Raw genomic sequence first — 12,645 nt, 5'->3', positions numbered from 1 at the left:
CTCTCCCCCTCATCGCCCTCTCCTGCCTCCCCATGCCCGGCATGCGCAGCCGCCGCTCCCTCTCCATCGGCTGGAAATACCGCTCCGCCCATGCCAGCCCCAACTCCGCGTGGAGCGAAGCCGCCTTCGCCGGAGCCCTCGGCCTCAAACTCGGCGGCCCCGTCGCCTACAAAGGCATCCCCGCCCCCTACCCCTACATCGGTGAAGGCCGCATGGACGCCCTCCCCGGCGACCTCTCCCGCTCCATCGTCCTCATGTACGCCGCCACCTGCACCGCTACCGCCCTCTTCACGCTCGGCACAGCATGCTTCTGACTCTGTTGGGGCCACAGATGAACACCGATTTCACTCAACAATCATCATTTTGAAATACATTTAAAATATTGCAATAAAACAAATTATTATTTCATTTCACCTATTATCCCATCAGAGGCCGGATACACCTCAGTCCCATCTGTGAACATCCGTGGAATCTGTGTCTCCCGCATCGCAAGCTTGACTGATTGGCACGGCAAAGGCATAGTACCGCCTACCCCATGCCCTTCTCCCCAAAACGCAGATACACTTACCCACTACTCGCATTCTTCATCGTCTCCATCCTGCGGGAGGACTCCAAAAATAACAAATACAGTCTTTTCCTGCTCACCAACTTCGCCATTTGGACTCTACCCGTCCTCCCGCTCTGGTGGCTGCTGATCCGTTGGAAAAAGCATACGCGAACACCCAAGCTCCGCATCGTCCAGCAACTGTCTATCTCTCTTCTGTCATTCCTTCCCTGGGGCATCGCTTCATGGTGCATCACTCATGCATGGCTGGTATTCCCAGAGAAAGCCGATATATGCGGAACCGGATTCCTCATTCTTACGACGCCTTGCCTTCTGGCTGTTTCTCTGTGGATCGGCAAGGTCGCAACAATCGCAAAACGGCCGCCATCCGTCCCAGCGACCTCACCACCATCCCAAGAATCCGAAGATATCTGCTTGATCAATGTCGAGCACAACAGTGCCTATGATCACGTTGTCATCACATTGAATCAGTACGGAAAAGAAGTACTCGAATACTGGCTCACGAGCCTTATACCGAAGTACGACCATGAATTCGGCTGTCCGGACGAAACTTCCATTCAACCTTCTTCCGGAGACGATTATACGCCCTGCGGCTTCTACAACTTCTCCCATGCCCCGGTAGATGACATCTACGGCGAAATCCAAATAAAGGATTATCCCGGAACGTTGATGCTGGATGCCAACCGCAACGGAATCATCCGATTACTGGAAACGGTAGCCGCTCTTTCCGAACAGCAACCGGAAACAAGTTGCCATGCGAACACCGTACCGGATGCGAATACATCCGATGCGCATGACATCCCGAAGCCCTATGCCTCGGTCATCACCTTTCGCTTCATCAAGGATGTCTCTGCCGGCATGATCACGCCGACGGAAACATAAGCTCAGGCTTCGTCCCAGCCGCGTATCAAATCGCGCAAGGGTTTCCCGGCTTCGTATTCACGGCAAAAACTCCGTATCTCTTCCAGCGATACATTGGGAGAAATCACCGTAGCTTCACCATCGACATCCTTCTCCACCGAGAGATAAAACATGCCATCTTCAAGGTATTGGATGGTGAACCCGTCCCCGGCGTGGTTCTCATCCTCGACGACAATGCCATCGACTTTTCCTGCCTTCAATGCTTCCAGAGAAGCCTCCATGGTGCCTAAGCGTTTCCACATGCAACGCCTCGGTTCGGCACGAAAAAGGTAATGCCGGTTGGCTTTGGCAAATCCGCCTTCGAGTTCGCGCTTTTTGTAGGCATTCCACCTTTTTCCGGTATGCATCATCCCCCATACTCCCATGAGCAGGATTACTCCCGGCGGCAGCCAGTAAGTCCAATGAACCCCTCGCGACATGACGGCGCGCGACGGATCATCGGGATGAACGTAAACAGCCATGCTTCGCGATGCAGAAACCCTGTTGTACAAATCCTTTCCCGATTCTCCGAGCCCCAGCGTGGCAGTTTCATACCATTGCCCGTCCACCTCATACCGGCAAACCACACGGCACGGTTTTTTTACGTTACCCTCCTTGCATTCGACGATCCGGGCAGGGACTTCCTTCCATGAGCTGTTGCCGTACATGAGGCACTGCCCCACCGTCAGCGCGCCTGCCACAATCAGGGCAACAAGGGAAAGCGCCCCTGCGAGGAGCACTCTTCCCAAAGACGTTTTCGCCGGTTGTTCCGTTCGTTTTTGCCGGGCACGAGACATCGTGTGCTATACCTTCTTCCACCCTTCGATCAACCGCCCAAGCGGTTCGCCGCTCTCATAATCCGCAAACCAGCGTTCCACCTCTTCGCGCGTCATCTCGGGAGAATACACGGCCTCTTCATGGTCGATATCCTTCTCCGTCACCAGAAAGAACGCTCCATTGTTGCCGGAACAGACGGCCACGCCATTCAAGGGATTGCTGCCTTCTTCGATCCGCACATAATTGCGGATCTTCTCCGTCAGGCACAGAAACACGCCATCCAGAGATTCCCACCTGCTCCACAGGCACATGCGCGGTTCCTCGCCCTCCAGATACAGGGCCGTTTGCTTTTTGTACTCCGCATCGTAGAAACGCCTGCGGAAAATGCGCATTTCACGCACCAGAGCCCACCCCAGCGAAGCGACTACCGCAGTCCAGAGAGCCAGATTGATCCAGCCGTCCTGATTGATTCCGGCAGACAGAATGGAATCTTCCGGATTGTCCGGATTCACGTAAGCCGTCACCTCGCCATCCTTCATCCCTCTTTCGTACAAGGCTTTATCGTCTTCGCCATAGCCCATGGAGCAAGTCTCATACACCTGATTGCCATAAACATATTCACACCATAAAACATAGGAGCCGTACCGCCCCGTTTTCTCATGGTATCCCGTCACGGTCGCCGGCACCTCGTTCCATTCAAGTGCCTGGCGGCTCCTCCATGCCTCTTCGATCTCTCCCGCATACAGCCACCCGACAAAAGCCAACAGACAGCCAGTCACAACAATGCTCACCAGCATCCCTGCCTTGCTCCTGCAATATTTCTTCTTTTTCCTGAACTCCGACGGTTTCATAGATGGAAAAATCTACCCGACGGTTAGAAAAAAGTCAACTCAATCGGTCGTTTTCCATCGAAAAATAGGCAATAATTCACACGAAAAAGACCGTTTTCATAGGCAGTAAAACGACCCGCGCTCTCGCAATACCGATCATATTGCAATCCATCACTTTAGCCATCAATGAATTATAAATAACAAAAGACCCACATGTCACGACTTTCTCCGATTACCCGTGACATGCCGCCCGAAATGTGTTTCAATACTCACGTTCCCGCTGATTGAATGGATGCACACTTTTTCGTGCGCTTGTGGTTTTCGGGATACGGGCGTTTCCGTATTGAGCCTTTCGGCCCGGTTCTTGTTCCTTTCTCCTGCCATGCAGGCATTGTTTCCGAGTACCCCTCCGATGTTCGTCGAGGAAGACGCCGCTCATCAAATACAATCATCTATGGATTTATCCACATCATTTCAGGAGCTCGGTCTGAAGGCTCCTCTTCTCCGCCAACTGGAGAAACTTCAATATCAGACTCCGACACCGATCCAGCAAGCCTGCATTCCCATCCTCCTTCAAAAGAAAGACATCATGGGACTCGCCCAGACGGGCACCGGCAAAACGGCGGCTTTCGCCCTCCCCCTGCTCCAACTCCTCGCGGAAGACAGGCAGCAGCTCCGCCCCCACTGTGTCCGTGCCCTCATCCTCAGCCCCACGCGAGAACTGGCCGCCCAGATCCACGACAACATCGTCGCCTACGGTAAAGGACTCGACATCCGCTCCGCCGTCGTCTTCGGCGGAGTCGGCTACACCCCGCAGGAAAAACTCCTCGCCAGAGGGCTGGATATCCTTGTCGCCACGCCGGGCAGGCTCATCGACCATCTCAACCGCAAAATGGTCAATCTGAACCACGTCGAAACCTTCATTCTGGATGAGGCCGACCGCATGCTGGACATGGGCTTCGCGCCCGACATCCGGAAAATCACCGCCGTCATCCCCGCCCGCAGGCACACGCAGCTCTTCTCCGCCACCATGCCGGACAATATCCGCAAACTGGCGCAAAGCATGCTCCACCAGCCGGAAACCGTCGTCATCACCCCGCCGACTACCACGGCCGAAAAAGTGGAACAAACCATCTGCCATGTCGATACCCAGGCGGAAAAACGCGAAACCACTCTCAGCCTCATCCGCAACCGTGAAGAAAACGGCCTCACCCTGCTCTTCACACGCACGCGGCACGGCGCCTCCCGCCTCGCCACCTTCCTCAGCAAGCAGGGGCACCCGGCCTCCGCCATCCACGGCGACAAGAGCCAGGGCGCGCGCGAACGCATGCTCCGCGAATTCCGCAGCGGTACCACGCCCATCCTCGTCGCCACGGATATCGCAGCACGCGGCATCGACGTGAAGGACATCGACCTTGTCATCAACTACGACATCCCGCTCGAACCCGAGGTGTACATCCACCGCATCGGCCGCACGGCGCGCGCGGGAGCATCCGGCACCGCCATCTCCCTCTGCTGCCCCGATGAAGTAAAATACGCCAGCGCCCTGCAGAACATGCTGGGCAATCCCATCCCCCTGCACGAGGACAGCAAACCTGCTCCGGCAGGCATGGCCATGAAACAGCCCCGCCCCGAACGCAGCGCCGGGCGGCGCAGCACACGGGACAACCGCCATCCTTCCCCCTCAGGCAGAAACAACCGCCGCCGCTCATCGCGCAGGCGTTCCGCCTGACACGAGAACACCTCCTTCCATCAGGCACGCACGCCCTCATCGCCGGGCGGCGTGCCTCTTTCGTGCCCGGCCGAAGCTTCTTCACCTGCCGCGACCGGCAGCTTATTCCTCTTCATGCCCAGCAGCAGGCGGCAAATATCCTCCACATCGCCCTCCGACAGCTCATCGAAACGATCCAAATTCCGTTTGACCGCTTCCAGAGCCTCCCCCTTGACACCGCCCGAACGCGGGCGATGCATGAAAAACGTCGTCACCGTACTCGTAAACATGCCGATCAACCCGATACCGATCAGCATCACTACAATAGCGACAACCCTCCCGGCCAGAGATTGCGGAGCAATATCCCCGTACCCCACCGTTGCCGCCGTCACGAACGACCACCAGATACCGTCTTCCAGAGAAATATTCTCCGTCAGGTGCAGGGAATAACCTCCGGCGAGCAGCACAATCGCCGTCACCAGCAACACGTACTTGAACCCGTTCGTATCGAAAAAGGAACGCGTACGCCCCATGAAACGCGCCATCACCGCCAATACCCTGAGGAATTTCAACAAACGGGCAAAACGCAACAAACGCATACCTCGGCAGAAGGAATTGAAGGGAAGAATGGCGATCAAATCGATCCAGTGAGCTTTGATAAACTCCCATTTCCTGGAAGACAAACACAACCGCACACCATAATCCGCGACGAACACGCCCCAAATCACCCAGTCGCACCATTCCTGCCAAGGCTCGAGGACCCCCCGCAAATCCTGAAAGGCGAACACGACGGAACACAGGGCAAGAAACGCCATCAGAGTTTCATACATCACACGTTGTTTCAGAAAGGCACTCATCATGAATTGGTAGAAAGATTATGCATGAATTCCTATCGGTTCTGCAAGAAAAAATGTGATGGCAATCTCATGCCCAGCTCAAACCGGGAACAAAAAATCCCGCCTCTTTACAGAAGCGGGATGATCAAAAAGTGATCGGCAATGATTATCGCCTGCGGCGCAGCACCATGGGAACCGTACCCATCAATGCGAGAAGGAGGGAAGCCGGTTCGGGAGCCGTACCTTCAAGCACGATGTCGCTGATGAACAGGCTTTCATTGGCATCGGCGGTGGAAGCATTCCCATCCGCCTTCATCATCAGATCGAACTTGGCATTGGTGTATTCCATATCCTTCAAAGCAGCCGCAACATCGAAAGAAATACGTTCCTGAGCACCGAAGTCCGTAAAAACGCGTTCTTTCGGCGTGTACGGCGTCGTCGTGTACGAAGTGAGAACGATCGTATTGCCGAGCTGCTGCCCCAAAGCATCGCTCAGCGTAATATGCAATTCATAACTGAGTGTCGACGCTTCTATTGAACCTAATGCACGCGTTTCCGGCCATGGATTCCCGACATTGTCGGCCTGCATAGCATACGACGTCACGGAAAAGGCGAATTTATCCACCTGCACCTTGGGATCGTTTGCCTTCGTCTTGTTGATATTCAACTAAAAGGCGGAAGAAGCAGTTGTGGAAAAATCGCCAGTGTAGGTTGTCGAACTTGCAACATATTTGGAATTGTACCGGATATATGTACCCGACAAGGAAGCTAGTATTTGCCCCTCAATTCCAAAATCAGGATCCCGTACTACAGAACCACCGCCAAGCGTCACATCGCTTACAGTCACCTTGTCCAGGGCAGCCGCCGTATTTTTCAGAGATGTCTCCGTACTGTCCGGAGGTATATAACGGCCCAACCAATCGGCGGAAGCTTCACCGGTAACAGCCAGGGCTACGGCCAGCCACGCACACGCTTTATACAATTTCATACAATCGAGAGATTTTACCAACAGCTACCTATCAGATAGGCTGATGGCGGCGCATCGTAGTCCACAAAAATGAAACTGTCAATAGTCCAAACTGAAATATTGCATTATTTAATCGTTTTTTAATGAAAAACACGAAAAACCATGCGCGCCCGAGCAATTTCGGCCCCTGTATGGGGAAAATTATTCGTTTTGAGTCGCTGTTTTCCCCGTTTGCGGAGACACTGCATTGACGGAAACCAGCCCGGGCCTCGCAGCCTTGATTCCGAAATACAGCCCTGCCATGCTGTAAACGGTATACAATCCAGCAATCAGCAAATCGCCGTGCTGGCGGTCGACGCACAGGCTGCCGAGCCACGCCAACAAACCGCCGCAGATGAAGCCGATGCCCTGCGACATCCCGGACAAGGCGACTGTCGAGGCTTCATCAGCAGCGCGTTCAACGATCAAAGACATTCCAATGCTGAAAACGGCTCCGATACCCAACCCGAAGACACATGCAAACAAAGGCCACCAGTGAAGAGGACCGAACAAAAGCCCCCAGCAGGAAATGACGGACAACGGAATGGCCCAGAACATCAATTGAGACTTGCCGCCTGAAATGCGGATCAACCAGACGGAAAAGAGAGCGGCCGGAATCTGGCACACGGTGGCAAACGCCATCACGAACCCGGAGTCGACAGCGTCCATGCCGCGGCGGCGCATCAGGGACGACATCCAGATCGTCAGCAGGTAGGCACTCGCCACACGGAACAGGTAAAACAGGGATACCATCCACGCCGTCTTGTTCTTCAACAGGGGAGTCACGGGAGCCTTGAGCGTATGGTAGGCGGAGGAACCGTCCGAACGGCTTTTGGCAAGAAAAAGCCACAGCAGAGTCACCACAGCCAGAGAGATTCCCCAGAAGGCGAGGCCGGAACGCCAGCCGCCCAGCCAGAGGGCGACCGGTTCGGAACTGGCGGAGCCGATGGCCGTTCCCATACAGACGCAGGCGGTATATCCGCTCATCATCCATGCCACACGATGCGGAAATACCTGCTTGACGACGCCGAGAATGACGGAACCGGTCACACCCAGCCCCAGCCCGATCAGAACCATCCCTCCGTACAAGCCCGCCATGCCGCCGTAGCTGCGCCACAGGATACCGGCCAGTGCCAGACACATGGAATAGAGAATCAGCATGCGCGGCCGTGTATAGTCGACCAGTCTTGCCCCCAGAGGAGACGCTACGCCGAGCACCATCACAGGTAGAACGGCAAAGATGCCGCTGTCTTTCAAATTGAGGTGCAAATCGTGTTCCAGCATGCCCAGCAGCGGGTCGGCGGCCGAGAACGACATGCGGAGGTTCAGGCAAATCAGCAGAAAGACCACCACGAAATAGACACGGTGGAAATGAGGGTGCGTCTCGGACAAGCTCTGCTTCATCGCCCTGCTATTCCATACCTAACACGAACATTCTTCAAGCATAACAAATAACGTTTAGATCGGAGGTCATCCCGCGTTTCGGTTCAGGCCAAGCAAAAAAAAGGTTTTATGATGGACAGAGGAAGTCCCTTGCCTTAAAATACGATGCGCCCGCCGCATGCTCAAACGCCATTACAGGAGAACTCAGGATACCGTATGCCATCTGGCCGAACGGTCTCTTGATCTGTGCAGGGACATCGACAATGACGAACCCTTCGATCAGGCAGAACTCGTGCGAGAGGCTCTGGCCCGTACCGTACAGGCCCAGCGAATCATTGCCATCGGCGAACACGGCGTCGGCAAATCCTCCCTGCTTTCCGGCCTGATCGAAGAACCGAGCATCAAGGCGGTTGGCTTTGAAACGCCCTGCCTGTGCTGGCGCTTCCTCCGCAGCGAAGACGAGCTTACCTCACGCTACCTTCCCAACGACAGGCTCGACGGCCTCGAACTTGTCGATACCTTCGGCAGCGGCAACGAACAGGCCGCCGACAGCATTGCCGCCCTGCTTCCCACGGCGGATGTCGTAATCGCCGTTTTCAGCGGAGACAATATCTGGAGCGCACCTACATGGGAACTGCTCGGCAAAATGCCGGAAGATGCTCCGGGCATCCGGCTGATCGCCCTCACCCATTGCGAACGCTACATGCCCGACAAGGTGATGGCCATCAAGGAACAGGCACGTGAACTGAGCCGCCAGTACCTCGGCACGGAACTTCCGCTTTATCAAGTCTCACCTGGAGCAAACATACAGGGCACCGGGCTGGATGTCTTCGCGGAACGCATTCAGGATGCCCTCGACAGTGCGGACACCCTCCAGCGGCGCATCAAAGAAGTCTATCAGGCGACGGTTCTTCTCATGGATGCACAGGCAAGCGTTCTTCGCACGCGCGAGCGCATCACGCGGGGAGACAGCGGTTTCCTGCTCAGCATCGACCACGAAATCGACAATTTCCAGAATTCTCAGGAAGACGGCATTCCTTCCCAGATACAGTCCATCGGACATTTGATCCAGCAGCACGTGCCCGGCCTCATCCGCAATCTCTCGCGCCATCTCGGCATCTTCATTACGCCTGCAGGCATGATGAACCTGCGCCGCACCGGAGAAATGGCCGACCGCGATTTCTTCGATGTGCTCAGCGATGAAATCGAAAAACGCCAGGAAGCGCAGGACCGTGCTTTCATCTTCGCCTGTCAGGAGCATTGGGCCAGCGTGCGGCCGCGCATGAAGCAGAAGCTCGACAGTGAAATAGGGGAATTCCCGATGGCCGAATTTCAGGAAGACCTCGCCCGGCTTCGTACGGAACTTCGCCGCGCACTCTACAAGCCGATCAACAAGTTCGGACTGAAGACATTCCTCGTCAAGCTCTGCAACCAGCAGGAGCCTTGGATGCGGCGCACCATCTACTTCGCCCTGCTCTTCGTCATCATCTCCGGTACGCTCGGCAGTTTCGGCCAGAATTTCTTTGCGCTCGTCAGCCTTTGCCTTGCTGCCGGCATCTGGTTTGTCGGCAGCCTCGCGCTGCTGCTTGAAAAACGCCGCATCGGCAAGCGCATCCAAACCCTGACGGAAGACCTGCCGCGCGCCATCAACGAAGGGTTGCAACTTCCCGTCCGCCAGTTGCTCGTTTCACGCGTCGCCTCTTACCGCAGGCTCTACACAAAGCCACGCCTCAAGGTTTCCCGCAATGCGGAACAGCTCGCACCCCTCGTCGCCCGCCACAGCGAGCTGTACAAGGCCCTGCGCTCCGTCGGCTACCACCTGTAAATCCGGCCGCAAAAAAGCGCCTTCCGAAGAAGGCGCCCGATTTGAAAGAAAGAAGCTTCCGGATCCCGTTTACGGCATCAGCTTGAATACCGTCGCACCGTGCGGATTCACCATCACACGCACTCTGCCGGAAACTTCACCCACATCCGCACGCTTCCACAAGTCGCGCACCTTGTAGCGGAGGGACGGGTTGAGACCGAGTTCCTCCATGGTGGCCGCGGCCTCGCGCACATCTCCGTTTGTATTGAAGAAACCGACTGCCAGCGAACCGTCGGACAGGGGTTTGCTCCACACCTGAATACCGTCGCGGTTCACCGCACGGCGTGCCGGAGCGCCCATCTTGTCCTGATTCACGGCGATCAGATCGTCATTCATCAGCAAGCCCTGCGTGAAATCGTCGATCTGCGAAAGATCGCTGGAAATCAGAAGAGGCGCGGAAAGCAGGCACCAGAGGCTCACCTGCGTGTATTGCTCGTCGGGTGTCAGCCGGGTCGGGCGGAACGTCGTATTGGCCTGGTTGGGCGTACCGATCATGCCTACCTGCAGCATATCCGGGTCGCACCAGTGGCCGGGCGACACGAACTTTTGCCAAGGTTCCTGCGAGAAACCGATGCCGCTGATGCTGCCCCATGCATCGTGAATATCGCCCGTCGTGCGGATGCACTGGGCCAGCGGGCTCAAGCCCGGCATATTTTGCATCGGAGCCGCATTCGACAGGCTCAGCACGATATCCCGAGAGGATGCGTCCAGATCCTTGCGGATGCGCTCCGTCTGGGGAACATCGTTCGGAAGCCAGTCAATCTTGGCATAATCGAAGCCCCATTCGCCCCATTGCTTCGCATCCCGGTCGAACATCCAGATGCCCCCCGTCTTCTGGGCTCCAACCTTCGCTGAACCCGGCCATGAACCGAACAGCTGGTGTTCCTGCTTCCGCTTGTCCGCAGGAAGGGCAAAGGCCGAATAATCGCCTTCCTCATTCGGAGAACTGCCGCCGATGAATCCGGCATACGTGCCCATCCATGGCGTCGAATAAATGCCCGCCTTCAGACCGAGCCCGTGAATCTCGTCGCACATCGCCTTCATGTCCGGAAAACGGTCGTTTGCTTGCAACGTGCGGTTCGGCCCGGTACGAGCGCCCTGCCAACAGTCGTCTATATTGATATAGGTCCATCCGTGGTCGGCCATACCGGAAGAATCCATCAGGCGTGCGATTTTGAGCATGCCTTCCTGACTGACGGCTTCGCTGTAGGAATACCAGCTGTTCCACCCCATCGGCGGCGTCAGGCTCAAGCGGCCTTTGCCTTCGATCACCAGCGTCCGGCTATCCTTACCGTGTTTGTTGGCGGCCGACACTTCCACATCGAAAGAACCGGCATTTTCCAGCTTCCCGCTGATGATGCCCGTCGAGGAATCCAGAGCCAGCCCCTTCGGCAAGCCTTTCGCCTCAATCTTTAGCGGACGTTCGCCGGATACGGGAATACGGAACAGGAACGGCTTCCCCGGCGTCGCCCCGACAATACGCGCTCCGTTGATGGACGGAGACTTGGCGATGGGCGGAGTCAACCTCGCACCGCGTTCGGGAGCGGGATAGGGTTGAGGAAGATCGGCGCCCGGCAAAGCAAACGTTGAAGCTGCCAGCAGGCTCAGAACAGCGGCTGTGTGAATGGATGATCGCATCATACGTTCCATATATACACGGACCGTCAACCGAATCTTTCAACAGCATGTTGCAGATATCCTGCAACATGCTGCCGGGAAGCGGCGCCAAGATTTTACCCCCATGAAAAAGCTTGCCAACGGATACAAAACAAGGTATATACATGCGCATGCGATATCTGGTGTTTGCACTGTCCATGGGTTCTCTTTGTACAACCATCGGATGCCAGTCAACATACAGTGCGACCTATCATTCCCAGTCGACCTCTCCGAATGCACGCCCCGTGCCGACTGCTACGCCCGTTCCGGCCGTGCAGGCAGCCGTTCGCCTGCCTTCCAATTATCCTTCCCGCCCGCTGGCGACACCTTCCGCCCCCGCCCCCACGCCCTGCTGTGAGGCAGTATGCGTGATGGACGCACTCACCGGCAATGTACTGTACGAACACAACGGCAACACCAAACGGCAGGTAGCCAGCACGCAGAAACTCGTTTCGTCCCTCGTCGTCCTCGACCACGGCTCCCTGAACAAGCTCGTCACCATCACGACGGAAGACACCAAGGCAGATCCCACCAAACTCGGCTTCCGACCCGGGCAGCAATACCGCCGCGGCGATCTGCTCCACGCCCTGATGGTCAAGAGCTACAACGACGTCGCCCTCGCGCTTGCCCGCGATACGGCAGGTTCCGTACCCCGCTTCGTCTCCATGATGAACGCCAAGGCGCGCTCCATGGGCATGAGAAACTCCCACTTCGCCAATCCGAACGGCCTCCCCGCTCCCCAATACTCGACCGCCGTCGATATGGCCCGCTGCACCTGGTTCGCCTACCGCCATCCGGTACTCCGCAGCATGGTCTCCACCCGCAGCATGGAATTCTCCAAAGCGGACGGACGCTCGGTCCATCTGGAAAACACCAACAAGCTCCTCGCACAGTACTCGTGGGTCACCGGCATGAAAACGGGCTACACGAATGCCGCACGCCGCTGCCTCGTCAGCACGGGGGGAGTCAACGGTCGCCATGTCATCGTCGTCGTACTCGGCTGCGCTCCGTCGCGCATCTGGACGGAATCCTCCAAATACCTGAAATGGGCTCTCAACATCTCCTGAATGCTCCGTTTTCTCCCTGCTCTCCTTCCTTGTCCGCAGAATCGTGCGGC

Annotated in this window: 12 protein-coding genes; 5 read left to right on the top strand and 7 right to left on the bottom strand. The window is 56.4% G+C overall.

The genetic code is table 11. The features are described 5' to 3' along the window. Both AC781_RS10540 and AC781_RS10535 read left to right on the top strand, forming a co-directional pair. On the top strand, nt 1-314 hold a 314-nt coding region (locus AC781_RS10540), incomplete at its 5' end, for a cobalamin biosynthesis protein (RefSeq protein ID WP_176712522.1). A gap of 221 nt (nt 315-535) precedes the next feature. Continuing rightward, a complete protein-coding gene (locus AC781_RS10535) occupies nt 536-1,447 on the top strand; it encodes a hypothetical protein (protein ID WP_067777524.1) in 912 nt (303 codons plus the stop codon). 2 nt (nt 1,448-1,449) lie between these two features. Here the strand turns inward: AC781_RS10535 and AC781_RS10530 are convergent, their stop codons facing one another. Together AC781_RS10530 and AC781_RS10525 are read right to left on the bottom strand one after the other, a co-directional pair. After that, nucleotides 1,450-2,205 carry a DUF3592 domain-containing protein gene (locus AC781_RS10530; protein ID WP_071133517.1) on the bottom strand — a complete coding sequence of 252 codons (756 nt, stop codon included), beginning with the start codon at nt 2,203-2,205 and terminating at the stop codon, nt 1,450-1,452. 63 nt (nt 2,206-2,268) lie between these two features. Continuing rightward, entirely contained in the window at nt 2,269-3,093 is an 825-nt protein-coding gene (locus AC781_RS10525; protein WP_067777522.1) for a DUF3592 domain-containing protein, read from the bottom strand. Between the two features lie 433 nt (nt 3,094-3,526). Between AC781_RS10525 and AC781_RS10520 the strand changes: the two genes are divergently transcribed. Further along, nucleotides 3,527-4,804, top strand: a complete 1,278-nt coding sequence (locus AC781_RS10520; RefSeq protein ID WP_067777535.1) for a DEAD/DEAH box helicase — start codon at nt 3,527-3,529, stop codon at nt 4,802-4,804. Nucleotides 4,805-4,824: 20 nt separating this feature from the next. Here the strand turns inward: AC781_RS10520 and AC781_RS10515 are convergent, their stop codons facing one another. From AC781_RS10515 to AC781_RS10505, 4 genes are all read right to left on the bottom strand, one after another. Next, entirely contained in the window at nt 4,825-5,643 is an 819-nt protein-coding gene (locus tag AC781_RS10515; RefSeq protein ID WP_067777521.1) for a potassium channel family protein, read from the bottom strand. A 142-nt stretch (nt 5,644-5,785) separates the two neighbouring features. Then, nucleotides 5,786-6,286, bottom strand: a complete 501-nt coding sequence (locus tag AC781_RS10510; protein WP_067777520.1) for a hypothetical protein — start codon at nt 6,284-6,286, stop codon at nt 5,786-5,788. Continuing rightward, nucleotides 6,287-6,607 carry a hypothetical protein gene (locus AC781_RS13790; RefSeq protein WP_141675884.1) on the bottom strand — a complete coding sequence of 107 codons (321 nt, stop codon included), beginning with the start codon at nt 6,605-6,607 and terminating at the stop codon, nt 6,287-6,289. It lies immediately after the preceding gene. Nucleotides 6,608-6,787: 180 nt separating this feature from the next. Continuing rightward, nucleotides 6,788-8,029, bottom strand: a complete 1,242-nt coding sequence (locus tag AC781_RS10505; RefSeq protein WP_067777519.1) for an MFS transporter — start codon at nt 8,027-8,029, stop codon at nt 6,788-6,790. A 157-nt stretch (nt 8,030-8,186) separates the two neighbouring features. On the opposite strand from AC781_RS10505, the gene AC781_RS10500 reads away from it, so the two are divergent. Further along, nucleotides 8,187-9,833, top strand: a complete 1,647-nt coding sequence (locus AC781_RS10500; RefSeq protein WP_067777518.1) for a GTPase family protein — start codon at nt 8,187-8,189, stop codon at nt 9,831-9,833. A 69-nt stretch (nt 9,834-9,902) separates the two neighbouring features. On the opposite strand, the gene AC781_RS10495 is transcribed toward AC781_RS10500, so the two are convergent. Beyond that, nucleotides 9,903-11,513 (bottom strand): putative Ig domain-containing protein, encoded by a 1,611-nt coding sequence (locus AC781_RS10495; RefSeq protein ID WP_067777534.1) that lies wholly within the window; start codon nt 11,511-11,513, stop codon nt 9,903-9,905. A gap of 173 nt (nt 11,514-11,686) precedes the next feature. Between AC781_RS10495 and AC781_RS10490 the strand changes: the two genes are divergently transcribed. Further along, nucleotides 11,687-12,595 (top strand): D-alanyl-D-alanine carboxypeptidase family protein, encoded by a 909-nt coding sequence (locus AC781_RS10490; RefSeq protein ID WP_172801834.1) that lies wholly within the window; start codon nt 11,687-11,689, stop codon nt 12,593-12,595. Nucleotides 12,596-12,645 lie beyond the last annotated feature (50 nt).

Source organism: Neoakkermansia glycaniphila (assembly GCF_001683795.1).
Taxonomy (GTDB): Bacteria; Verrucomicrobiota; Verrucomicrobiia; order Verrucomicrobiales; family Akkermansiaceae; genus Akkermansia; species Akkermansia glycaniphila.
Note: the sequence above shows the minus strand (reverse complement) of the source record. Positions and strands in the feature narration are given on the sequence as shown.

Bases quoted from the DNA above. Each gene is read 5' to 3' on its own strand.
- AC781_RS10515 (WP_067777521.1), bottom strand. From the start codon at position 5,643: ATGATGAGTGCCTTTCTGAAACAACGTGTGATGTATGAAACTCTGATG.
- AC781_RS13790 (WP_141675884.1), bottom strand. From the start codon at position 6,607: ATGAAATTGTATAAAGCGTGTGCGTGGCTGGCCGTAGCCCTGGCTGTT.
- AC781_RS10505 (WP_067777519.1), bottom strand. From the start codon at position 8,029: ATGAAGCAGAGCTTGTCCGAGACGCACCCTCATTTCCACCGTGTCTAT.
- AC781_RS10500 (WP_067777518.1), top strand. From the start codon at position 8,187: ATGCTCAAACGCCATTACAGGAGAACTCAGGATACCGTATGCCATCTG.
- AC781_RS10490 (WP_172801834.1), top strand. From the start codon at position 11,687: ATGGGTTCTCTTTGTACAACCATCGGATGCCAGTCAACATACAGTGCG.
- AC781_RS10520 (WP_067777535.1), top strand. From the start codon at position 3,527: ATGGATTTATCCACATCATTTCAGGAGCTCGGTCTGAAGGCTCCTCTT.
- AC781_RS10495 (WP_067777534.1), bottom strand. From the start codon at position 11,513: ATGATGCGATCATCCATTCACACAGCCGCTGTTCTGAGCCTGCTGGCA.
- AC781_RS10535 (WP_067777524.1), top strand. From the start codon at position 536: ATGCCCTTCTCCCCAAAACGCAGATACACTTACCCACTACTCGCATTC.
- AC781_RS10525 (WP_067777522.1), bottom strand. From the start codon at position 3,093: ATGAAACCGTCGGAGTTCAGGAAAAAGAAGAAATATTGCAGGAGCAAG.